The sequence below is a fragment of the Mesorhizobium sp. M0751 genome (genome assembly GCF_040320265.1).
Classification (GTDB): domain Bacteria; phylum Pseudomonadota; class Alphaproteobacteria; order Rhizobiales; family Rhizobiaceae; genus Mesorhizobium.
Genome location: NZ_JAMYPH010000032.1, coordinates 1 through 23649, shown reverse-complemented (window position 1 = coordinate 23649; position 23649 = coordinate 1). Strand labels below are relative to the sequence as shown.

Annotated in this window: 20 protein-coding genes; 12 read left to right on the top strand and 8 right to left on the bottom strand. The window is 63.2% G+C overall.

Translation table 11 applies throughout. The annotated features are described in order from the left end of the window. Positions 1-723 precede the first annotated feature (723 nt). From NKI19_RS30205 to NKI19_RS30195, 3 genes are all read right to left on the bottom strand, one after another. Positions 724-1176 carry a hypothetical protein gene (locus NKI19_RS30205; RefSeq protein WP_352951269.1) on the bottom strand — a complete coding sequence of 151 codons (453 nt, stop codon included), beginning with the start codon at positions 1174-1176 and terminating at the stop codon, positions 724-726. Between the two features lie 39 nt (positions 1177-1215). Next, a complete protein-coding gene (locus NKI19_RS30200) occupies positions 1216-1857 on the bottom strand; it encodes a hypothetical protein (protein WP_352489052.1) in 642 nt (213 codons plus the stop codon). 130 nt (positions 1858-1987) lie between these two features. Beyond that, positions 1988-3175, bottom strand: coding sequence for a LuxR C-terminal-related transcriptional regulator (locus tag NKI19_RS30195; protein ID WP_352489051.1), 1188 nt, complete (start codon positions 3173-3175; stop codon positions 1988-1990). Here NKI19_RS30195 and NKI19_RS30190 point away from each other — a divergent pair. Next, positions 3152-3565, top strand: a complete 414-nt coding sequence (locus NKI19_RS30190) for a hypothetical protein (protein ID WP_352489049.1) — start codon at positions 3152-3154, stop codon at positions 3563-3565. The genes NKI19_RS30195 and NKI19_RS30190 overlap by 24 nt on opposite strands. Before the next feature lie 327 nt (positions 3566-3892). Here the strand turns inward: NKI19_RS30190 and NKI19_RS30185 are convergent, their stop codons facing one another. Next, positions 3893-4819 carry a LysR family transcriptional regulator gene (locus NKI19_RS30185; RefSeq protein ID WP_352489047.1) on the bottom strand — a complete coding sequence of 309 codons (927 nt, stop codon included), beginning with the start codon at positions 4817-4819 and terminating at the stop codon, positions 3893-3895. A 106-nt stretch (positions 4820-4925) separates the two neighbouring features. Here NKI19_RS30185 and NKI19_RS30180 point away from each other — a divergent pair, with 106 nt between their 5' ends. From NKI19_RS30180 to NKI19_RS30160, 5 genes are all read left to right on the top strand, one after another. Beyond that, a complete protein-coding gene (locus NKI19_RS30180) occupies positions 4926-5717 on the top strand; it encodes an alpha/beta fold hydrolase (RefSeq protein ID WP_352566648.1) in 792 nt (263 codons plus the stop codon). Positions 5718-5833: 116 nt separating this feature from the next. Then, positions 5834-6400 (top strand): GNAT family N-acetyltransferase, encoded by a 567-nt coding sequence (locus NKI19_RS30175; protein WP_352489043.1) that lies wholly within the window; start codon positions 5834-5836, stop codon positions 6398-6400. Positions 6401-6542: 142 nt separating this feature from the next. Beyond that, positions 6543-8159 (top strand): GMC family oxidoreductase, encoded by a 1617-nt coding sequence (locus NKI19_RS30170; protein ID WP_352489041.1) that lies wholly within the window; start codon positions 6543-6545, stop codon positions 8157-8159. Then, complete coding sequence (locus NKI19_RS30165) at positions 8156-9367, top strand: mandelate racemase/muconate lactonizing enzyme family protein (protein ID WP_352489040.1); 1212 nt, start codon at positions 8156-8158, stop codon at positions 9365-9367. Before NKI19_RS30170 ends, NKI19_RS30165 begins: the two co-directional genes overlap by 4 nt. Next, a complete protein-coding gene (locus NKI19_RS30160) occupies positions 9364-10308 on the top strand; it encodes an NAD(P)-dependent oxidoreductase (protein ID WP_352489038.1) in 945 nt (314 codons plus the stop codon). The genes NKI19_RS30165 and NKI19_RS30160 overlap by 4 nt, the downstream gene beginning before the upstream one ends. Positions 10309-10378: 70 nt before the next feature. On the opposite strand, the gene NKI19_RS30155 is transcribed toward NKI19_RS30160, so the two are convergent. Further along, positions 10379-11317, bottom strand: a complete 939-nt coding sequence (locus tag NKI19_RS30155) for a diacylglycerol/lipid kinase family protein (RefSeq protein WP_352489037.1) — start codon at positions 11315-11317, stop codon at positions 10379-10381. Between the two features lie 737 nt (positions 11318-12054). Here NKI19_RS30155 and NKI19_RS30150 point away from each other — a divergent pair. The 3 genes from NKI19_RS30150 (at position 12055) to NKI19_RS30140 (ending at position 14304) form a co-directional block, all read left to right on the top strand. Beyond that, positions 12055-12489: a DUF4383 domain-containing protein gene (locus NKI19_RS30150; RefSeq protein ID WP_023719157.1), complete on the top strand. Its 435-nt coding sequence runs from the start codon at positions 12055-12057 to the stop codon at positions 12487-12489. Between the two features lie 6 nt (positions 12490-12495). Beyond that, entirely contained in the window at positions 12496-13626 is a 1131-nt protein-coding gene (locus tag NKI19_RS30145) for a hypothetical protein (protein WP_352566646.1), read from the top strand. Positions 13627-13785: 159 nt separating this feature from the next. Beyond that, positions 13786-14304 carry an RAD23 family protein gene (locus NKI19_RS30140; protein ID WP_352566644.1) on the top strand — a complete coding sequence of 173 codons (519 nt, stop codon included), beginning with the start codon at positions 13786-13788 and terminating at the stop codon, positions 14302-14304. An 8-nt stretch (positions 14305-14312) separates the two neighbouring features. Here the strand turns inward: NKI19_RS30140 and NKI19_RS30135 are convergent, their stop codons facing one another. Continuing rightward, positions 14313-15935 carry an FAD-binding oxidoreductase gene (locus NKI19_RS30135; RefSeq protein ID WP_352489033.1) on the bottom strand — a complete coding sequence of 541 codons (1623 nt, stop codon included), beginning with the start codon at positions 15933-15935 and terminating at the stop codon, positions 14313-14315. Positions 15936-16127: 192 nt separating this feature from the next. On the opposite strand from NKI19_RS30135, the gene NKI19_RS30130 reads away from it, so the two are divergent. Further along, entirely contained in the window at positions 16128-16622 is a 495-nt protein-coding gene (locus NKI19_RS30130) for a YegJ family protein (protein ID WP_352489031.1), read from the top strand. 13 nt (positions 16623-16635) lie between these two features. Here NKI19_RS30130 and NKI19_RS30125 read toward each other — a convergent pair whose 3' ends face one another. Together NKI19_RS30125 and NKI19_RS30120 are read right to left on the bottom strand one after the other, a co-directional pair. Beyond that, positions 16636-17607, bottom strand: a complete 972-nt coding sequence (locus NKI19_RS30125; RefSeq protein ID WP_352489029.1) for a hypothetical protein — start codon at positions 17605-17607, stop codon at positions 16636-16638. A gap of 72 nt (positions 17608-17679) precedes the next feature. Further along, positions 17680-18720, bottom strand: a complete 1041-nt coding sequence (locus NKI19_RS30120; protein WP_352489028.1) for a CapA family protein — start codon at positions 18718-18720, stop codon at positions 17680-17682. Positions 18721-18863: 143 nt separating this feature from the next. Between NKI19_RS30120 and NKI19_RS30115 the strand changes: the two genes are divergently transcribed. Next, positions 18864-20117 carry a hypothetical protein gene (locus NKI19_RS30115; protein ID WP_352489026.1) on the top strand — a complete coding sequence of 418 codons (1254 nt, stop codon included), beginning with the start codon at positions 18864-18866 and terminating at the stop codon, positions 20115-20117. A 112-nt stretch (positions 20118-20229) separates the two neighbouring features. Further along, positions 20230-23421 carry an excinuclease ABC subunit UvrB gene (gene uvrB, locus NKI19_RS30110; RefSeq protein WP_352489025.1) on the top strand — a complete coding sequence of 1064 codons (3192 nt, stop codon included), beginning with the start codon at positions 20230-20232 and terminating at the stop codon, positions 23419-23421. The last annotated feature ends 228 nt before the right edge of the window (positions 23422-23649 follow it).

Genomic DNA, 23649 nt, shown 5'->3' with positions numbered 1-23649 from the left:
ACGAACAGGTCAACGCGCCACTGAACAGGTCGCGGCCTGAAGTTCGGCTATCGGTCGACAGTGTTGAAAAGATGCGGCGCGAAGCTAGACGAGCGCAACCAGTAGGATTGCATTCCGTAGCCGAGCTGGCGGCGTATTCGTGATACGCGATCAACCTCGTCCTGAAACGAGATTCTAACGGAATGTGTCAGGCGGTTGGCTGGGTGACTTTTCAACAATATCGGCGGAAAACGGTCAAATCGATGTGGGCTATGGCGCTCTATAGCACGCCATAAACCCACTTCTTTCAAACCAGCCGTCCTTGAAATTGCGACACAGGAACCGACCTGTGTAACCTTCAGAATATCCAACGACGAGCACGATCGCGAGCACAGTTGAAGCGGCCAAGACTCGTCTCCATTTCATGGTTCCATGCTCCTGCTCCGGCAATCTTGTAACCGAAGTTCGCAGTTCTCTAAAAGGCTGCAACGAGAAGGCTGGCGCGCCCGATGGCGCGACAGAACCAAGCCCTCGCCGATAGGCGTGCTTCACAAAACGGGCCAGGGCGTCGGGACGTAGGCGTAGGCGTTGCCTTCGCGGATAGCATGACCGATGCCTGGAAGGGCAGGTGAATGTGGATCAATTCGGGCTGAAAAGAAGCAAAGTTCTGGCTCCATGACGCCGGCAGAGCCGATGGTCCTGCCAGCGCAATTCCTTTCTCTGCCCGTTTCGGACCGAGGCTTTTCAGAACGCGAAATCCGCGGACTGAACGACATCGGCTGGGAGCCAGGTTTCATGAACCTGCAGGATCTCGGGCCCGCGGCTGTAGCCGTGATCGCGGACCACCATCGTCGTGACCCGGCCATTGTTCGGTTCATCGGAGTCCTTCGCGTCGCGCTGCCATTCGTGGTAGTTCACGATCGCCAGGTCGGCGCTTTGATGGCTGGTCCGGATGTCGCGTATTTTGATACGGAAGGCCGGATTCGATCCGTAGATGCTCTTCATGTAACCTGCGAAGTCTTTTTTCCCGAACGTCCTGCCGCCTGGCATGATGGCGACCAAATCGTCGCTGATCCGGTCGAGCGCGTTCTTCTTGAACGTCGCGTCGTCGCCAGGACATCGGCCCGCCACCCAGTCGCTGAAGAATTCGTGGATGTCGTGGATCGTCGCCTCGATTTCCTTCGTTTGAAGGGACATTTTTTCCTCCTGTCTCAAGATGATGCTGGATCAGGCGCTTTACGCCGTGGGTTGCCCCGACCGGACGCTGCTTGAGGACAGCCCGTACCACGCGAGCCACAGGCACATGAGAAGCGAGGAAATCAGCCAGATCGGACCTCCGATGCCGATCCCGAGCTGCTCACCGAGTGTCCACCCGGTTGCCGAAAGGATACCGAACGCCGAGCCGACGATCGCGGCCCATCGCGGCAGTATCCCGACGTTGTCGCGGGCGTCGTGATACGCGACAAGCGCTGTCGCCAAGGCCAGCGCCCAGAATCCGTTACCCATGCCGCCGGAAAACGCCCACCAGGTCATGAAAGCGTTGGTGTCACCCCGGTCGGCCGCGACCGCGACCACCGATGCCTCGGCGACTGCGGTGGAGAACGTGGTCAGGGCGCCGAGAGCCATCACCATCCAGGCGGAACTCAGCATCGGCGAATGCCGGACCCGGGGGTTGAGCGCCAGGTTCAGGAACGAAGCGCCGGCGATCAGGAACAGCGCCGCTGCCGCCGTCCAATGGACCGTAGCCCATCGCCCATGGCCTTCGGCGATATTCTGCATCTGAACGGACAAATCCGCGTCCGGTGGCCCGTGAAAGACGAGCGCAGCCGCCAGCAGCAGCGTTCCGGTGGCGAGCCAGACACCGCCCGGCCCGCTCATGCTGCTATTATTCGTTTGCATCGGGAAAACCTCCTGTGGCCTTTACCACACCATGAAGTTTAGACCCGCGCCACGGTTGCCCGCTTCGGCGTAAATACCCACGCAGCGAGAAATTTTGGCTTGGGTAAGATTAGCCAGATACGCCCATGCCGATCAGGCCGTGCTCGATCGCAAAGGCCGTGGCTGCCGCGCGCGTGCGCACGTTCAGCCGCGTCAGGATATCGCTAACGTGACGGTCTACCGTCCGCTGGCTCAAACCGAGCTCGCCGGCAATTTCCGGGTTGGTCAGGCCTGACGCGATCAGGCGCAGAACCTGCGTCTGTCTGGGGGTGAGAGCTTCGCTGCCTGTCGCCGTCATGGTCGCCCGCAGCTTGCCGGCAACGGCTTCGTCGGGGCGCGCGCCGAGCTCGCGGAAAAGTCTTATCGCTTCGTCCAGTTCGGTCTGCGCCGCTTCAGTATCGCCGGTTGCGAGACAGGCCCGCGCTGTCAGCACCCGCATCCGGGCAAGATGATAGGGCGCCCGAAGGTCCCAGAGGATCTCCACTGTGCGCCGGATATGGGCCAATGCCTCCGCGGCTCGACCAGCATGGATCAGCACCCGCGCGGTAGCCTCGGCGGCTGCGGCGCGGACTGCATCCCCGGAATATTGGCGCGCGCAGTCGCGCAGTGTTTCGCACAGTTCCCAGGCGTCATCGGCAGAACCGACAGCGAGAGTGATTTCCACCGCAGCCGGCAAGAGGCGGAGTTTGCCGGGCATGTCGTCGACCGACTGCAGTGCGCGGCGGATCGCCGAAAGGGCCGACTGCTCGTGCCCCTGCTGCAATCGCATAAGCGCCAGCCCCGGCTGCGGATCGAACCCGAGCCTGCTCGCTGCGCGATAAGCGGCATCGGCCTCGTCCCATTGGCCGCGGAGGCGAAAGACCTCGCCCTTCTGGTAGAATGCCGGACCGGCGTGGTGCTTCGAGGGCCCCTGCTGAAGGCGGATGCTGGCGACACCGGCCTCACGGCCGGCCTCGTCCCAGTGGCCGTCGAGGATCAGGATTTCGGCCCGGTGGATCAGGCATCGGCCGGTGAAGGCAACGATGTCGGGCTGTCCCGAGCACCATCCGACCAGCGCCGATGTCCATTCCCTCGCCCGGCTCGTGGCATGAAATTTCTGACAGATCTCGATCACGCTGCAGTAGACCAGCCCGGTAACGATCGGTGAGAGCCGGCCCGAGATGACCGAAACCATCACCTCGTCCAGCAGTTCGAAGCCGCGCACATAGTCGCCGCGCAGGATCAATATCCGGCCTTGAAGGTGGCGCGCGATAGCCAAGAGGTCCGAATCTTCGCAGCGCTGTCCGATCTCCGCTGCACGTGTTGCGTGCGCGAATGCTTCGTCCGGACTGTCGGCGGCGAGGCATTGTTCGACCATTGGAAGCTGAAGGTAGCCGTGTTCTGCACATTCCGGCGCATGATCCGCGACCAGCCGGTTGGCACGGGTCAGCCATCCGCTGCCTTGGGCGAATTCTCCGCGAAACATCAGGGTGAGCCCGATCCAGAAGCCGCAACGCGCTGCAGATCGTTCGCGTCCGTTCCGGAGATGCTCTTCGAAGGCCCTCTCGTAGTCCCGAACGAATTCCTCCTCGCGCCCAAGCATGTAGGCGGCTTCCCCGAGGCGCTGGAGCTCGGCGCCGCCAAGTTCACTGCGGCGGTCTCTGTCTGACAGTTCGCGGTGAAGCCTGGACCAATCTCCGCGATTGGCTAGCTCCGCATACGGATCCGATGCAACTGCACCGTCTTCCGGCGACTTGTCGGGTGATCGGTCGGAGGGCGCGGGCATATCCTCAGAATAGCACATATCTTGCTGAGGAGGTGGCGGCAGGTTACCGATGTGGCAGAAGTTCGTTTCGGGCTCAATCGAGCCGTTCATCGCGTCCGCCGCCGAGGACCGGAAAGGGTCGCACTCTGCCGTCTGCAAGGTGTTTGTCCCGCGACCGTTGTGTGGCGAAACCGGCTAAAATCCCTGTCATGTGAAACGTGTCATGGCCGCTTAGGGTGTCATTTCGCCCTCTACCGGAACCGCCCCCAACGTCGGCGCCTCTTGCTCGATATGATCCCACAGACGGTTCGAGATCGGCCCGTGCGGCCGGTCGCGGCGGCGCGCCACCACCAACTCCTCGGTGCGGCCTGGCAGATGACGACCGGCAATGGATTGCAGGCGTCCGTCGCGCAGCTCTTCCTCGATCAGGAAGCGGGGCATGTGGCCCCACCCGAGACCCTGCAGGATGATTTCCTTCTTCATGCCCTGATCGGCCACCATGCATTGAGGCGCACCCTCGATCATGAAGTAGTCTTGTTGCGGTGAATGGCGGGCCGTGTCGCGCATGACACATTGGGTGAACCCGTGCATCTGATCCGGCGTGATGGGGTGCTTGATCCGCTCCGGCAGAAAGCCCGACGCCACTACCGGAACGAATGGCACCTTGCACAGATCGATCCATTCCACGCGCGGGTCGCTCTTGTCGATCCAGTGCAGGATCAAATCGGCTTCGTCGTCGAAGAGGCGCTCCCACGGCCCGCCCACCGCCTCGAAGTGCAGATGCAGGCGTGTGCCCGGGCACTGGGCGAAGAACCGTCCGAGCATGCCCAGTGCCTGCGGGCGCGGGCACAGGTCGCCGATCACCACATGGATCTCGCTTTCTTCGCCCATTGACAGCTGAGCAGCATGAAGCCGCAAGCCCTCGAACTCGCGCAGCAGCGATTGTGCCCTGCGATGGAACGACAGCCCTGCCTCGGTGGGGCGCACGCGATAGCCGCCGCGATCCAAAAGAACGAGGTCGAGTTGCCGCTCCAGCTTTGCCACGGCGGCGAACACAGCCGGGTGCGAGCGATGCAGCATGGCCGCCGCAGGCTGGAAGCCGCCGCAGCGGACCACGGCATCGAAGCATTGCAGGTCGTGCAGGGTGAATTCGGCCATGTCAGCTTCTATTACAGAGATCGTCCTATCTTTGTAATATCATCAAGAGCACGTCGCAGCTAGGCTTTGCCACATTCAACGCTCCAAGGAGGAAGGTGTATTCACCATGAATGAGCTGGGTTTCGTGACCGTCGGCGATGGCACACGCATCGCCTACCGCATCGACGGCGACGCCGGGAAACCCGTGCTGATGCTGTCGAATTCCATCGCCACCACGTTGCGGATGTGGGATATGCAGGTCGACGATCTGTCGAAGCATTTCCGTGTTCTGCGCTATGATTTTCGCGGCCATGGAGGGTCTAGCGTTCCGGCCGGCGCTTATTCGCTCGACCGGCTTGGCCGCGACGTGATCGAGTTGCTCGACGCCCTGGGCATTGAACGCGTGCACTTCCTCGGCCTGTCGTTGGGCGGCTTCGTCGGGCAGTGGCTCGGCATACACGCGCCCGAGCGGATCGAGCGCTTGATCCTGAGCAACACCTCGTCCTACCTCGGACCGGCAAAGCAGTTCGATGAGCGGATTGCCGCCGTGCTGCAGGCGCCGGACATGTCGGAAACCGCCGAGACGTTCCTGGGCAACTGGTTTCCTGCGCGTATGCTGGCGGCCAACGCGCCCGTCATCGAAGAATTTCGCGCCATGCTGCTGGCCATCGACCGGCAAGGCCTGGCTGGTTTGTTCGCGGCGGTTCGCGATGCGGATCTTCGCCGAACCGTAGCGCTGATTTCCAGGCCAACGCTGGTGATCGCCGGCCGCCACGACACGGTGACAGCCGCCAGCCATAGCGAGCTGATCGCGGCGACGGTGCCCGGCGCAAAACTGGTTGTCCTGCCCGCGGTCCACTTGTCGAATGTCGAGTACCCCGCCGAATTCATAGAGGCCGTGCTCGGTTTTCTGCGCTGAGCCGGAGGACCGCGGGGATGCTGAGCGAATCCCCGTTTCGAACATCGCCCGCATGGACCGCAACCTATGATGCGCTAGCGCGCAGTGCGGGCTAGACTGGGCAACATCGATAGCGAATGACGGCTGACATGGAACTCAGCATTCGCCCATTGACGCCCGATCTGTGGCCGGCGCTCGAGGACCTGTTCGGTGACAGCGCCGTCTGCAGTCGTTGTTGGTGTATGTACGCGCGGATCGGTCGATCTTATCGAAAGCGGCCCGGCGAGGAAAACAAGGCAGCGTTCCGGCAAGCCGTCCAGCATGGTCCGCCTCCGGGGTTGCTTGCTTTCGACGGCGATGTGGCTGTCGGCTGGTGCCAGGTGACACCGCGGGATGCCCTGCCCTGGCTCGATCGGCTGTGGCAGCTCAAGCGCGTGGACGACAGGCCGGTCTGGTCCGTGTCCTGCCTCTACGTGCGAAAACAATACCGCCGACGGGGCGTAACATCCCAACTGATTGCAGAGGCTCTGGAAGTCGCAAGGCGCGCAAATGCTCCGGCACTCGAAGCCTATCCGTTCGACGCTGACGTATCGCCGAGCGCTTCCGGCAGCGGATATGCCTCCACCTTCGCGCGCGCCGGGTTCAAGGTCGTTGCCCGCAGGACGCCGGCCCGCCCGATCATGCGCTATGATTTCAAACTGTGATGGGTCTGCCTGCTTGTCGATGGCAGAACCGCTTCAGGTCAGGTCCCGGTCGCTTTTTTCACAAGCGATGCCGGATGCTCCGATGATGGCGGCGGTCTGCCGCGTCTAGGCTGGGCGAAAATTAGGGCCATCTTTATCCACCATGCAGACCTATGACTTCATCATCGTCGGTTCCGGCTCGGCCGGCTCGGTCCTGGCCGAAAGGCTGTCGGCTTCCGGCCGCTTCTCGGTGCTGGTGCTCGAGGCCGGCGGCAGTGACCGCCGCTTCTACGTGCAGATGCCGCTCGGCTATGGCAAGACCTTCTTCGACCCGGCGGTCAACTGGAACTACAAGACCGAGCCGGATCCGGGCCTTGCCGGCAATGCCGACCACTGGCCGCGCGGCAAGTTGCTCGGCGGCTCGAGTTCAATCAACGCCATGGTCTGGATCAGGGGCGCGCGTGAGGATTTCGACGCTTGGGCAGCGGCCGGCAACCCGGGCTGGGGCTTCGACGACCTGCTGCCCGCCTTCAAGGCGCTGGAGGATAACCAGGCCGGCGCCGACCAGTGGCGCGGCGTCGGCGGGCCGCTGCACGTCACCGATTGCTCGACCTCCGTCCATCCGCTCACCAAGCGCTATCTCGCCGCCGCCAACCAGGCCGGACTGCCGCTCAACCCGGATTTCAACGGCGCCTCGCAGGAAGGCGTCGGCGTCTACCAGATCACCACCAGGAACGGCCGCCGCATGTCGGCGGCGCGCGCCTTCCTGCGCCCGGCGATGAAGCGCAAAAACGTTCGCGTCGAGATGAATGCACTGGCGACAAAAATCCTGTTCGAGGGCAAGCGTGCCGTCGGTGTCGAGTATCTCCAGAACGGCAAGACGAAGACCGCGCGCGCCGGCCGCGAGGTCATCCTGTCGGGTGGCTCGATCAACTCGCCTCAATTGCTGCAGCTTTCCGGGGTCGGCCCGTCGGCCCTGCTTGGCGCTCTCGGCATTCCCGTCGTCCATGCCAATGAGAATGTCGGGGCGAACCTGCAGGACCATGTCGGCATCAACTATACCTTCAAGGGCAAGCTGCCGACGCTCAACCAGATCCTGCGCCCTTGGTGGGGCAAGCTCATGGTCGGCATGCAATACATCCTGATGCGCTCCGGTCCGCTGTCGCTATCGATGAACAACGCCGGCGGCTTCTTTCGCACCGACCCGGCGGCGGCACGGCCAAACATGCAGCTCTATTTCCAGGCGTTCTCGACCGTCATCCCGAAGAGCGGCGAGCGCCCGATCCTGACGCCAGATCCGTGGCCGGGCTTTTCCATCGGCCTGTCCAACTGCCGTCCATCGAGCCGTGGCGAGATCATGATCCGCTCCAGCAATCCGCATGACTATCCGAAGATCGTCGCCAACGCCTATTCGACCGAGGCGGATGTCGCCGAAATGCTGGCGGCGGTGAAATTCGTCCGGAAGATTGCTTCGATGCCGGCGATGGCCGAGATCATCGAGGAGGAGGTTTTGCCGGGTCCCTCGATCACCTCCGATCCGGATCTCATTCAGGATTTCAGGAAGCGCTCAGGCACCGTCTATCACCCGGTCTCGACCTGCCGTATGGGGCCTGACGCGGCACGCGCCGTCGTCGATCCGCGCCTCAGGGTGCACGGCATCGACGCCTTGCGTGTCATCGATGCCTCGATCTTTCCCGACAACATCACCGGCAACACCAACGCCGCCGCGATCATGACCGGATGGAAGGGCGCCGAACTGGTTCTGGAGGATCAGAAATGAAGATCACCGACGTCAAGACCTGGGTGGTCGGCAATCCGCCACCCGGCATCGGCGGCAAGTATTTCATTTTCGTCAAGCTCACCACCGATGGCGGCGTGGTCGGCTATGGCGAGGCTTACAACGCCACCTTCTCGGCCCATGTCACCGCAAAAATGGTCGAGGACATGGCCGAGCGCTATCTCGTCGGCCGCGATCCGCACGACGTCGAGACCTTCTTCCGCCGCGCCTATTCATCCGGCTTCACCCAGCGCCCCGACGTGTCCGGCATGGGCTGTTTCTCGGCGCTCGAAATCGCTTGCTGGGACATCATCGGCAAGGAGGCCGGCAAGCCGGTCTACAAGCTGCTTGGCGGCCAGGTGCACGAAACGCTGCGTTCCTATACCTACCTCTACCCGCACAGCGGCAGCGTCCACTCCGAGGACGCCCGCGGCAAGAACGTCTACAACGATCCCGATCTGGCTGCAGCCTGCGCGCTCGAATATGTCGAGCAGGGTTTCAACGCCGTCAAGCTCGACCCGGCCGGCCCCTACACCGCCTTCGACGGCCACCAGCCGCGCCTCGTCGACATCGACCTCTCCGCCCGCATGGTCAAAGCGATCCGCGAGGCGGTTGGCACCAGAGCCGACATCCTGTTCGGCACGCACGGCCAGTTCACCGCATCGGGTGCGCTGCGCCTGGCCCGTGCTATCGAGCCCTACGATCCGCTGTGGTTCGAGGAGCCGGTGCCGCCCGACATGCCCGAGGTCATGGCTCAGGTCGCAAGGGGCACTTCGATCCCCATCGCAACAGGGGAAAGACTTACCACCAAATTCGAATTTGCCCGCGTCATCGAGAACCGTGCGGCGACCATTCTTCAGCCCGATCTTGGCCGCTCCGGCGGCATTCTCGAAACCAAGAAGATCGCCGCCATGGCCGAAGCCTATCACATCCAGATCGCGCCGCACTGCTATTGCGGACCGATCGTCGGCGCCGCCAACATTCAGCTCGCGGTGACGCTGCCCAACTTCCTCATTCTGGAATCGCTGAAGCAGTGGGACGGTTTTCACGCGAAGCTGCTCAAGAAGAAGATCGAATGGCAGGACGGTAACGTCATCCCGTCGAAGGAGCCCGGCCTCGGCGTCGAGCTCGACGAAGCCGTCTGCGAAGCGCATCCCTGGACCGGCAAAGACCTGCATTTGCAGATGATGCAGACGCCGCTGATGCCGTGAGCACGCGTCAGGGTTATGCCTTCATCGGTCTTGGCCATCTCGGCGGCCAGCTCGCCGCCAGCCTGATCCGCAACGGCTTTGCCGTCAGCGTCTACGATCGCGACCCCGCCGCCGTCGAGTGCCTTGTGCTGCTCGGCGCCGAAGCCGCCAACAGCCCGGCCGACGCCGCCGCCCGCGCCGGCAATGCCATCACCTGCCTGGCCTCGCCGAAGGTCAGCGAGGCGGTACTGGCCGGCCCCGACGGATTGCTCGAAGGCCTGCCCAGCGGCGGCAGCTGGATCGAGATGTCGACCAATGGCCAGGACGAGATCGTGTGGCTCGCGGCACTGGCTTCAGCAGCAGGCGTCGAGACGCTCGAATGCCCGGTCACCGGCGGCGTGCATCTGGCGGCTGTCGGAAAGATTACCGCGCTGGTCGGTGGCGAGGCAGCGCTTTATGCCCGCCACCGGCCGGCCATCGAGGCGATGTGCGCCCGGTCTTTCCTGATGGGTCCGGTCGGCTCGGCGGCGGCGATCAAGGTGATCACCAACATGCTGGCCTTCATCCATCTCGTTGCCGCCGGCGAAGCGCTGATGCTGGCCAAGAAAAGCGGGCTCGACCTTGCCCAGTCCTATCACGCCATCGTCGCCTCCTCGGGCAACAGCTTCGTCCACGAGACCGAAAGCCAGCTGGTGCTGAACGGCTCCTACGACATCGGCTTCACCATCGACCTGGCACTGAAGGATCTCGGCTTCGCGCTCGGCATGGGCGAAAAATTCGGCGTGCCGCTCGCGCTTGCATCACATATCGATGCGATCTTTCAGCAGGGCAAGCAGGCCTATGGCGGCAGCGCCTGGTCGACCATGATCGTGAAGCTGCTCGAGGATGCGGTCGGCACCGAGCTGCGCGCATCTGGTTTCCCGGCTAAGCTCGAAGCTGAGATTAGCCAGATTATCAATTGATTTCAGTTGATTGGACAGATCGTCGGAAGCAAGGCCGGGAAGACCTGATTCAAAGTCTCAACGACTTGATTCAATATCTCAGCGTCAAGGCACCGGGCAGGATTTCGAAGGTCGCCGGTATGCGACCTGGCGATTCGCCGTCTATGTCGATCAGCGCGGCGTTCTTTTGCACATCGCCGAGCGGCTCGACAACCACTTTCTTGCCGCGCAGGATGGTGATCGCCGGATGGTTGCGGTGCCGCCCGCCATAGAGCAGGCGGATGTCCCAGATCAGCTTCAGCTTGCCGGCGGCGCGCAGGATGACGATGTCGAACTCGCCGTCGTTAAGCTCGGCGTCCGGCGCAATCATCATGCCGCCGCCGAAGAATTTGCCGTTGGCCACCGCCACCAGCGCCATGCGCGCCTCGACCGGGGCACCGTCGTCGATGGTGATCGCAACCTCCTGGAAGCGGTAGCGGAGGAATTCCCAGACCGTGCGCCAGTAGAACAGCGCCCTGGCCGAAACCTTGCCCTTGCGCTTGTCGGCATTGACCGCGCGGTCGGTAGCGCCGGAAAGCCCGAGGCTGGCGATGTTGATGAAATGGCGGCTGGCCAGCGCGCCGTGGTCGTCGACATAGCTGATGCAGCCGGCATCGACCTTGCGCGGCTTGGCCTCGGCAATCCGCTTCAGCGTCAGATCGACATCGTTCGACAGGCCGAGCCCGCGGGCGAAGTCGATGCCGGTGCCGCAAGGCAGCAGCCCGAGTTCGGCCGTCCGGCCGCTTTCCCGGAAAGCCTTCAGCAGCCCGTCGGCGACCTCGCTGGCGGTGCCGTCGCCGCCGGCCGCGATCACCAGCTCGAAGCCGATGGCGGCAAGGTCGAGCGCCAGCCGTTCGGCATCCCCCTCGGCCTGCGTTTCACGCAGCTCGAAATCGCCGAAATGTCTTTTCAGCGAAGCCGCAACCTCGGGCCAATGCCGCTTGAGCCTTCCGCCGCCGGCGATCGGATTGAGAACCACCGCGACCTTCAAGCCCGCCCTCCCCAAGGCCATCGAACACGCCTTCCAATTATTTGCCGGCATTGAAGCCCGCGCCGGCCCGCGGGGCAAGGGTCGATTGCCCGACACCCCGGTTTCAGGATCGAGGCGGCAAATCCCGGCCGGCGGCGGCAGAGATCGCAAAGTCGCTATCGTGGCAGGGTCAGTCCCCGATAATCCCGCTATCCACAGGCATGCGGCAGTTCCGCTAAACACTTATCCGACGTACATTAAACCCATCTCAGGCGGCTACCGATCGCCACGCCGAAAGGCAAAGCGGAACGGCGGATTTCCTGAGGCCCGTACGGCCCTGAACGAGAACAGGCTTGCTTGTTGGAGGGATGGACGCCGAGACCTACGGGGCCGCGGAAAGCGTGCGAACGCCGACGGCGGACCGATGCTGCCATGAAGGACGGCAAAAACCTTCGATGGCGCGCTGGGCAAAGCTCGCAAGAGCGGAGACCGGCGGGGTCCGGAACGGACGCTGCCCTCGGGCGGCGACTGGCAGGACCGTCAAAATCAAGGCCGGCATGGCGCGACATCCTTCGGAAGTTGCTGCCGCGACCGTGTCCTGATCTGACAGGGAGGCGCTGGGAGAAATCCCGGCGCCGACTGTCTTTGTGGCCCCGCCTGACGATTTTGCCGGCGACGCTTCACCCTGCGCCAAAATCAGCTACTATCCATTTGCCGTCGGGGGCCGTTTAAAAGGGCTGACGGCAGGGGGACATTTCATGACGCTCATCCAGAAGCTTGCCGTTGCCTATGCTTTCCTGTTCTTCGGCGTTGTTGCCATCGGCTATGTGCCGGCCTTCAACGATGCCGGCGGCAATCTGTTCGGCCTGTTCTCGCTGCAATGGTATGACGATTTGCTGCACGCCTTTTCCGGCGTCTGGGCGCTGGCCGCCGCCTTCATCTCGCACCGCCAGGCGGTGTTTTATTTCAAGCTGTTCGGCTCGGTCTATCTGTTCGACGGCGTGCTCGGCCTGGTCACCGGTTCCGGCTGCCTCGATGGCGGCATTTTCATCAACGGCTTCCGCTCCCTGAACGACATCGAATTCCCGGCTCGCTTCTTCGCCAACCTGCCGCACATCGTCATCGGCGGCTTCGCCGTCTATGTCGGGTTCTGGCTGTCGAAACGTGTGTACGACCATTTCGCCACGGCCTGACCGGCCATGTTCCTGTTCCGCTGGCTGAAGCGCATCATCAAGGCGATCCTCTGGGTCGTCGTCATTGTCGTGTTGATCCCGATCGCCGGGCTGGCCTACGGCTTTCTCACGACGCCGTCGCTGGACACAACACCATTGCCGGGCGTCACTGAGGGTGCCCCGCCGAAGGCGCTGGCCGACAAGGTCCGTGCCGAGATCCCCGGCTACCAGCGGCCGGAGGAATCGACCTTTCTCACCTATCCGGAATGGGCCATCGTCTACGCCGCCCGCGAATATGCCGGCTTCGTCGACAAGAACCAGCCGAGCGGTTTTCCATATCTCTCCTATATCGGCCGCTTCTGGCAGGACTATGCGATGGTCATCCGCGCCAGTTCCACCTACAAGTTCAACCTCGACAACCACCAGATGCTGGTGATCATCGGCACCAGCCACACGATCGAGCACGCCATCCAGTGGGCCTATGAAAATACGGTCGGCCGCGTCACCGAAGCGACAGCCGGCAAGCGCACCGCGGTCGACATCTACCAGGCGAAGGTGGCGGCGGACTATGCCGGTTTTCTCGACCAGGTGCCGTGGTACCAGTTTCCCTATGCCGAAAAGCGTGCCGGCCTGTTTGCCGTCCAGCCGGCAGCGGACGACAGCGCTGGCCGCACCAGTGAACGCAAGCTCGCCTTCGGCCTCGCCGACACGATCAAGCAGGGCTACGCCGATCTGATCAAGTCGGCGCTCGCCGCCACCACCGACCCGGCCTTGCTCGACATTCACGTCTGGGCCAAGGGTCCGGTCAGCGAGGTGACGCGCAACGAGCCCGACACCTTGCTGGAGCGCGATCTCGGCGCCGACGGCACGGTCTTCGTCACCAGGCGCTACCAGGTGTTCACCGACATGATCCCGCGCCTGATCGGCAAGGGCGTCTCCTTCGTCGAGATCGGCGGCAATGACGAGATCATGATCACCATACTTTCCAATGACGAGATCAATGTTCCCGAAGGCGCACGCACCTTGTTCAGCTACCCGCTTCCGGCGGAACCTTCGACGCGCCGCACCGGCCTGACCGTCGCCGTGCGCAAGCTGCACCTCGTGCTGCCGGCGCTGATGACGGCGGGCGCCAGGCTCGAGCACGTCTACGATTACTGAGGCCTTTCGGTCACAGCCCGCCCCGGCAAGACGTTGCGTGAGGCTCCGCCACGCTCATTCCACAATCGCGGCCAAATCCCGCCTTGTTCCGCAACGATTGATGACGCCGCAGCAATTTGTCCTGCGCACATGCGCCGGGCAACTCGGAGGGACAAGACCGTGATCAAGACCGCCCTTGTCGCCATGACCATCATCGTCGGCTGCGATTGCGACGCCAGGCTTTGCGAATATATCGGCGAGACGCCCGCCAAATGGTCGACCATCGCCGAATGCGAAGCGGCGATGAAAAGCCAGATGCTGCACGAGCGCAATTTCGACTATCCGCTGGTCTCCGGCATCTGCCGGACACAGAACTCGTCTTCGTCATCGCAGCTCGCGGCGACCGCTTCCGAGCCTGAATTGACGACGGCCAGCACGGCCGCGACAGACCCGCTGCCACCGGAGCTGAGCCATCGGCCCAGTGCTGCGGTCGGAACGCAGGCAACGGCGACGGAAACGGAAGCCGCCCGGCCGGTCGCCTATGAAGCGGCGGTTGATGGCGGCCGCGCCGTGCTCTACCGCACGAAGGCCGGCTACGCCGTGGTCAAGACCGATCTCGGCCGCGCCGCGTCGGCAACGATCGGCATCGCCAGGCGTTCGGCGAACTGGCTGGCGGCGAAGCTGCCTGACGGTCTGTAACCGGCGCTTCAGGCCGTGCCGATCAATGCCTTGATGGCGCGATAAAAAATCGACGAAAACAGCTCGCCCGGATCGTATTGCCGCTTCTTCGCCAGGAAGGACGGCAGTTCCGGATAGGAGGCAAGCAGTTCCTTGCCTGTGTAGTGCAGCTGATAGGGCAGGAAAAAACGCCCGCCATGCTTGATCGTCACATCGATCAGCGCCCTTGTCAGCGCCCGCATCCTGGCATTGCCGTCGGCGTCTGTCGGCTGATTGATGTAGAGCACCAGCGAATAGGCCGGCTCCGGCGCATAATTCAGCGCCACATCCTCCTTGTGGACGATGCGCACCGACGCGTTGAGCACCGGCAGGCTCTGGTTGCGCAGGATCTCGCGCGCTTCCGCGATGAACGGGTTATAGGCCGCCCGCGGGATGAAATATTCGTGCAGGATGTCGGTCTCGTCGAGCAGATCGTTGAACAGATACGGCACTGAATCGTGCATCGGATTGTTGCGCGTGACGAGGCATGCCTCGCCCTCGGCCATTGCCGTCGTCCGCGCCACCGTGCAGCTCTCGAATTGCGGCTCCAGCGTCTTTTCGGTGAACCATTTCAGCTCCTGGAACAGGCTGCCCCATTTCGCCAGGTTGATGATCACCCGCTTGAGCCCGACCGAACCCGGTTCGCCGATTGCCGGCTGGTCGGAAGGCGGCTGGTCGGCCACCTTGTCATAGCGGTAGACGATCATATCCTCGAGGAAATTACCCGGCGCAGTCGACAGATGCCCATAAAACAGACCGATCGTCCTGTTTGGCTCCAGAACCTCGGCGAAGAACCTTGGAAAGTCGTCCGATTTGATGATCTCGCGCGAGGTCCGGTAGACGGCGTTGTCGACGATGTCGAGTGTCGCCTCCAGCACCACGCCGAACAGGCCGTAGCCGCCGACGACGTGGCGGAACAACTCGGTGTTTTCGGTCAGTGAGCAGGTTGTCACCGAACCGTCGGCCAGCATCACTCGCATCGAACGGATCGAACCGGCGACCGAGCCGGCCTGGTGGTCCATGCCATGCGCGTTGACCGACAGCGAGCCGCCGACCGAAAAGATGTCGGTCGACTGCATCGCCTTCACCGCGAAGCGCGGGTGCAAAAGGTTCTGGATGTCGTGCCAGCGCGCGCCCGGCTGCAAGGTCATCGTCTTCGCCGCCGCATCGACGCTGACCTTGTTGAATTTGCGCATGTCGAGGACCAGTGCATTATCGTCGAAGGCGTGGCCGCCCATCGAATGGCGCACCGCCGCGACCGAGACTTTCAGGCCATTGGCGCGGGCAAAGGCCAGCGCGCTCGCGATGTGGTCTTCCTCGCTGACTTCAACGACGCCGTAGACCGGCGTCATCGACAGGCCGCTGGCATCGTTGATGTTGCCGCCCTTGGTCAGCCATGGCAGCAACGGATCGTAGGCTGGCGGGCCCTCCAGCGGCTTCTGCGCCAGGTCAATTCCGTCAATGTCGGCGATGCGTCCGGAATTCTTCTGCCCGGACGGACCGCGCGCCAGCCGCGCCACGGTCGTGCCGCCCCACAGCATCGCGCCGCCGACCACCGCCGCACCCAGCAGCAGCCGCCGCGATAGGCGAAACCCCTTGCGTTCTTCGATCATGCTACCCCTCGCCGCCTCAGAGATAGCGCGAGCTTCCGGCAAAAACCATAGCCGGAGTGCGTAGCAGAACTAGAGCGGCAGTTGCGGCATCAGGAGCATTTTCTTATGGTTGCAGTGAATGTATTTTTCGCGCTATGATTGAAAATACGAACGGATCCATGATGATGCTGACCATTGTAAGGGCGCCATTCCATGAAGCACCTGTCCCGCGCGATTCTGTCCCTGATGCTAGCGCTTGCTCCGATATCCGCCGAGGCTCAGGATTCCAGTCAGGGCGACGACAGCGTCGTCGCAGTCGCGCCTGACGATCCAGATATGGCGGCGGCGACTGCACAGGCACGTGCCAGCTTGGATGAATTCCTGGCATTATCCCAGAAACCGCCACCTGGAACGGACACATTCAAACTGAAGGTGATGATCAAGGACGGAAACGTCACCGAACACTTCTGGGTCATCCCGTTCCAGCGGACCGAAAACGGATTCGTGGGGATATTGGCGAATGAGCCACATAGTGTCCACAACGTCGTGGCTGGCCAGTATATCGAATTCAACCGAGACGATATTTCCGACTGGGGATACACCAGAAACGGTCACCAGGTTGGCAGTTTCACCGTTTGTGTGATGTTCAGGTCGATGTCGAAGGAAGAAGTCGACTACATGCGTAGCCAACGCGGCTTCGATTGCTGACCGCCCAGCCGGACTAACCCGCCTCCTCGTCCTTCACGCCGATCTTGCGCACCAGTGCCGCGGTCGCCAGGATGGTGGCTATGTCGGCGATCATCGGCGCAACATGCTTGGCATAGTCGAGCGGCACAGAGATGTCCGGCAGTTCGAAGAAGTTCTTCGTCTGCGGAAGCAGCAGAAAGCCGTCGCTGCCGTTGAGCGCGACGCGTGCCGGTTCCTTCGGCCATGTTTCGCCGAGCCATTCGAGCGCCTGCGCCAGCCGGCCGGTCACCAGCGGCCGCGCCGCTTCGATGTTGTCGGTGTGGAACTCATAGGCGGCGTCGAGTTCGGGTACGCCGCATGACAATTGTTCTGTCTTGCCGCCGAACATGCCTCGGAAGAAACCGACCACCATATTGGCACGGCGCGCCGCCACCAATATTCCCGGGAACGGCGCAATGGTGTCGAACGCGATAATGACGCCCTTGAAGGCCTGCCATGTGGTCTTGCCGTTCCTCTCCAGCAGCGTCACCTCATAGAGCTCGAACGCAAAGTCTTCGTACCGACCGGAAACGATGTCCTCGAAATATGAACGGTTGAACGCGCCAATCGTCTCGCGTGGTAGCCGATCGAAGGAGTTCGGCGTTACGCCATGCTGATAGCGCACGTCCTGGATGAAGCCGAAGACGATCGGCAGCAAACTGTTGCGAAACGACTGCTGCAATTTGCTCGCTGGCTTGATCGCCCGGAAATAGAGCAGGATCGCCGCCAGGAATCCGCCGATATAGAGGAATACATGCGGGGTCGAGAACCACTGCTCGTTCGGGTCGGCAACCCCGTTGAAGAGCCAGGCCACAAACACCACGAAAACCAGCACCAGCCCGATGAAAAGTGGCACCCGCCAGCGCGTCCGGCGATGGGCCGAAGCTCTTTCGGCCTCATAGGCCTCGATGTTCTTCCTGAGGCCGGCGATCACCGCTTCGCTCGGCATGCAATCCGCAGTTTCCATCACCCACCGCCGCCACAAGCCTGCCCGCGTTGAGCATGATAGCCGGTTTGGTGGACCGCGTCAGCGCGGCCGTCAGCGCACGGCACCGAAGATCGCATCGAGGCGGGCCAGAACCCTTTGCCTCGATTTTCCCGCCAGCGCTTCGACCGGGACCAGCCGCTCGTGATCGCCGGCGCGCAGCCGCATGAAGGCATGCAGCCGGTAGGCGGCGATGGCCCCGCGCGTGCCGGAATCGGCGCTGATGTCGACGACGAGAATGGCGCCGATGCGGCCCGGCCATGGCTGCCGCGCGAAGGCGGTGCCGATGAAATCGCCGAGCCCATAGGCAACGAGCGTCTTGCCGATCCGCTCGATCGGCTGCACGACATGGGCATGATGTCCGGCGACCAGGCCGACGCCATGTTCGGCCAGAAGCCGCGCCAGTGCCCGCGTCTTCGCACGCGGAAAATGCCGGAATTCCCAATCCCAATGCGGCACCGCGCAGAGGAGGTCGACACCCGAAGCGGCGTCGCGCGGCCATTGCGTCGGATCGCCTTGCATCGAGACTCGGCCCGCGAACTGAGCCGCGCCCGTATTGCGCCACAAGGTAAAGGCGGCAAGGCCAATGGTCAGCGAACCAACCGCAAACCGCTCGACCGGAGCCGCAGTGCCGATCGTGCGGATGCCTAATTGCTCCAGCGCGGCGACGGTCTCGTCGAAGCCGGCAATACCCTGGTCGAGCACATGGTTGTTGGCCAGCGACAGTACCAGTTTTTCACGCGGGATGCCGACGGCGGCCAGGGCCTCGGCAAGGAACCGCTCGCTCATCGCGTGATGCGTGCCAAACCTTGTACCCAAAACAGCGCTCGGCCGCTCCACCACCGGGCTTTCGCAATTGCCGACCACTAGATCGGCCGAGGCAAGCAGTGCCGCAATCGCCGGATCGCAGTCCGGCGCGCGGCGATTGGCCACCGCCGAGATATCGCCAACGAAAGCCAGCCGCACCGTCTGCGCCGGCAGCGGTTCGAGCAGGACTGCGGCCGCCGGTGCAAACCCGCGCGCGTCGCCATCGAGCGAAGGCCAGAGGAAGCGTGGCAGCCAGGATAGCTTGTAGGAAAGCGGATAGTTCGACACGAGACGCCCAATCGTTTGCCTTGTGTAGACCGTCCGCCGGATTGATTGAAGCGTCGACTGTCATCGGTGAACCACAGGGCCACAGGCGCAGCGAACCAAATGCGTGTATGATCCACTGCGGAGCGAAAAAAGGGGCGATCACGATGAAGCGTTTTTCCAGGCTGGTGGCGTGCGCCATCATTTTTCTCCTGCCGCTGGCTTCACCCAGCGCCGCGGCTCCCGAAGCGGCGGCCCTGTTCGAGGCAAAAACCGTAGCCGAACGCGACAGCGCCCTTGCCGCGCTGGAAACCGCAGCGCCCGGCGATCCGGCAGCTGCCTACGCCGCCGGCGCCGGCGAATTCTTCACCGCGCTGGAGATCCTGGCCGGCGGCCTGCACCGCCACGGTTTCGAAAGCCCGCAATCCTTCATGCTGCCGCTGATGCGGCTGCCGGTGCCGGACAATGCCAATCCCGAGCCGCTGACCTACGAGCAATTCCGCGCCATTCTCGTTGCCTTCCGCGACCGGCTGGAGAAATCCGCAGCCACGCTGGGTTCGGTGCCCGCCGACGCGGACATCGGTATGGTCATCGACCTCACCCGCCTCGGCATCGACCTCAACGAAGACGGCACGATCGCGCCGGACGAAAGCGCCGCCGCGATCATGGCGTCTCTGTCACGCGGCGGCGGTGCGCCAGACGTGGCCGCACCCGCCCTCACCTTCCGCTTCGACCGCGCCGACGGCTATTGGCTGCAGGGCTATGCCGAGTTCCTGATGGCGCAGGCCGACTTCTGGCTGGCGCATGATTTCAGGAACACGTTCGACGGCTCCTTCCACATGCTGTTCCCGCGCGCAAAACTGCCGCTGCAGGACACGCTCGTGCCGCTGGACGGCGGCATGGGCGGCGGCATTCTGACGTCCGAATGGCGCCTCGCCGACTTCATCTCCCTGGTGCATCTCATCAACTGGCAAGTGGTCGAGCCTGAGCGCCGGCAAGCGGCACGCCGCCATCTCATGGAAATGATCCGGCTGTCGCGCGAGGACTGGAAAGCCATCCGCGCCGAAACCGACAATGACCGCGAATGGCTGCCCGGGCCGCAGCAGAAAGGCGCCAGCCCGCTGACCGGCCTCGACGTCGGCGAGCAGCAGGTGCAGGCCTGGCTCGCCGCCCTGGCCATGGCCGAGGATCTTCTGGAAGGCCGCAGCTTGCTGCCGCATTTTCGCATCGCCGACAAAGGCATCAACATGAAGCGCTTCTTCGACGAGCCAAAACCCTTCGACCTGGTGCTGTCGATCACCGGCCCGGCCATCGCGCCCTATCTCGAACGCGGCAAGGTTCTCACCAGCGAGGAGTTCAACCAGATCCAGCGCCAGTTCGGCGGCGCCGGGTTTCTGACGTTTGCGCTGTGGTTTAATTGAGGGCGTGGTTCGACGTCACTCCTGACAGCCTGCTGTCAGCAGCCAAATTGCGCCTCGCGCCACCCGCCACTCCGCTCTTTCCATTTTGGCCGATACCTCCCATATTCGGGCCATGGCCAGACTCTCCGACAAGAAAACGCCGCCGCCGGCGAATGACGAGCGCGCTTCGCCGCCCAAGCGACGCAGTCCGCTGACCGATTTTCTCGATGCCTCGGAGCCCCTATACAAGGGCGGCTTTGCCGAGGCGCCGCAGGCCGAGTTCAGCGGCGCGCCGCTGACCGGCTCGATCGCCGACTGGGCCGAGCAGATCGAGCAGGAAGCCGAGAAGGAAGGGCGCGTTTCCGGCAAAGTCGGCGGCAAATTAGCGAAGCCGGCGAAAAAGATCCCGGAGCGCTCCTCTTCCCCCGCCCGTACGGCACGCGGCACCTCGATGGGCGGCGCGGCTTCGGCGCGGGAGCGCACTGCGGCCGGTCTCAACCCTGTCGCCGGCCTCGATATCTCTCTCGAAGACGCCGAGACCATGGCCTCGGGCGGCGTCACCGCCACCGTCGCGGCGCTGTCGGCGCTGATCGAATCCGGCAATCCGCTGCACAAGGACGGCGTGCTGTGGACGCCGCACCGTCCTGCCCGGCCGGAGAAATCCGAAGGCGGCATCGCCATCAGGATGGTCTCGGATTTCGAGCCGGCCGGCGACCAGCCGACGGCGATCAAGGATCTCGTCGAGGGCGTCAGCAGCAACGACCGCACCCAGGTGCTGCTCGGCGTCACCGGCTCGGGCAAGACCTTCACCATGGCCAAGGTAATCGAGGAGACGCAACGCCCCGCTCTGATCCTGGCGCCCAACAAGACGCTTGCCGCGCAGCTCTATTCCGAGTTCAAGAAATTCTTCCCTGAAAACGCCGTCGAGTATTTCGTCAGCTACTACGACTATTACCAGCCCGAGGCCTATGTGCCCCGGACCGACACCTACATCGAGAAGGAATCCTCGATCAACGAGCAGATCGACCGCATGCGCCATTCGGCGACGCGCTCGCTGCTCGAGCGCGACGACGTCATCATCGTCGCCTCGGTGTCCTGCATCTACGGTATCGGCTCGGTCGAGACCTATACGGCGATGACCTTCCAGATGCAGATCGGCGACCGGCTCGACCAGCGCGCGCTGCTCGCCGACCTCGTCGCCCAGCAATACAAGCGCCAGGACATCAACTTCGTCCGCGGCTCGTTCCGGGTGCGCGGCGACACGATCGAGATCTTCCCAGCCCACCTCGAGGACCGTGCCTGGCGCATCTCGCTGTTCGGCGACGAGATCGAGGCGATCACCGAATTCGATCCGCTGACCGGCCAGAAAACCGGCGAGCTGAAGAGCGTCAAGATCTACGCCAATTCGCACTATGTGACGCCGCGCCCGACCTTGAATCAAGCCATCAAGTCGATCAAGGAAGAACTGAAGTATCGCCTGCAAGAGCTTGAACGGGCCGGCCGCCTGCTTGAGGCGCAGCGGCTGGAGCAGCGCACCCGCTTCGACCTGGAGATGCTGGAAGCGACCGGCTCCTGCGCCGGCATCGAGAATTATTCGCGCTATCTCACCGGCCGCCAGCCGGGCGATCCGCCACCGACCTTGTTCGAATACATCCCCGACAATGCGCTGGTCTTTGTCGACGAAAGCCACGTCACCATACCGCAGATCGGCGGCATGTATCGCGGCGACTTTCGCCGCAAGGCGACGCTGGCCGAGTACGGTTTCCGCCTGCCGTCCTGCATGGACAACCGGCCGCTGCGCTTCGAGGAGTGGGACGCCATGCGCCCGCTTTCCGTCGCGGTTTCGGCAACGCCCGGCGGTTGGGAGATGGAGCAGTCCGGCGGCGTCTTCGCCGAGCAGGTCATCCGCCCGACCGGCCTGATCGACCCGCCGGTCGAAGTGCGCCCTGCCAAGACGCAGGTCGACGATGTCGTGGGCGAAATCCGCGAGACCACCAGGGCAGGCTACCGCACGCTGGTCACCGTGCTGACCAAGCGCATGGCCGAGGATTTGACCGAATATCTGCATGAGCAAGGCATTCGCGTGCGCTACATGCACTCCGACATCGACACGCTGGAGCGCATCGAGATCCTGCGCGACCTGCGCCTCGGCGCCTTCGACGTGCTGGTCGGCATCAACCTCCTGCGCGAAGGCCTCGACATTCCCGAATGCGGCTTCGTCGCCATTCTCGACGCCGACAAGGAAGGTTTCCTGCGCTCCGAGACGTCGCTGATCCAGACCATCGGCCGCGCCGCGCGCAACGTCGACGGCAAGGTTATCCTCTATGCCGACCAGGTCACCGGCTCTATGGAGCGGGCGATGGCCGAGACCAACCGCCGTCGTGAAAAGCAGATGGAGTGGAACGCGGCCAACGGCATCACCCCGGAATCGGTCAAGTCGCGCATTTCGGACATCCTGGATTCAGTCTACGAGAAGGACCATGTCCGCGCCGACATCTCGCAGTTCACCGACAGCGCCGGCGCGATGATGGGCAACAATCTGAAAGCGCATCTCGACGCGATGGACAAGCAGATGCGCGACGCCGCCGCCAATCTCGACTTCGAAAAGGCGGCCCGCATCCGCGACGAGATCAAGCGGCTGCGCGAGATGGAGCTCTCCATCTCCGACGACCCGCTGGCCAAATATGCCGACATGGAAAGTCCGGTCTCGGGCCGCGAGAAGGGCAAGCACAACAAGGGCGTGGCCAAACATCGTACAGCAGAGGAACAGGAGCGTTTCCGCAAGCTCGATGAGGCACATGCCGCCGAAGAGGCGGCCAAGGCTGCCCGGCCCAACCTCTTCCGCAAGCCGGAGCTCGACGAAATGGGCGCCGACGGCGCTGTGCCGGTCAAGAAGCCGCTGTTCGCCAAGCCGTCGCTGGACGATATGGGGCCTGGCACCGATATGCCGACACCGTCAGGCGCGGTGTCCCGTTCGCTGTTCAAGAAACAGTCGGCGCAGGAGGCGCACGGCTCGGATTTCGGTATACCGGGTGAACCGACCAAACCGCTGTTCAGGAAGAACTCACTGGACGAGATGACGGTGCGGCGGACCGAGAAGCCGGTCGAGGGAAAAGTGCCGGCGAAACCGCAGCCAATCTCCCCCCTTGTGGGGGAGATGCCAAGTGGTGGCAAAGAGGGCAGGGCAGAGGGGGGCGCGAAGGATCGCGACGATTCTGCAAAACCCATTGTCCGCCAGCGCACCGGCATCGGCTCCTACGAAGATCCCGCCGACTCTCGCCGCGAAAAGCGCCACCCCGGCAAGACTGGTCGGCCAGGACGGTAGGAGCTTCCCTTCTCCCCTTGTGGGAGAAGGTGGATCGGCGCGCAGCGCCGAGACGGTTGAGGGGTGCTGGACGGAGCACCGCCTTTGCCAAGCTGGAGCACCCCTCATCCGACCGAGCTTCGCTCGGCCACCTTCTCCCACAAGGAGGCCTTTGCAGAGAAGGCGCATAGATATGCGATTTGAGAGATATATGCTTTTTTGAGCGCCGAGAGCGCTGCCTGGGCGTTC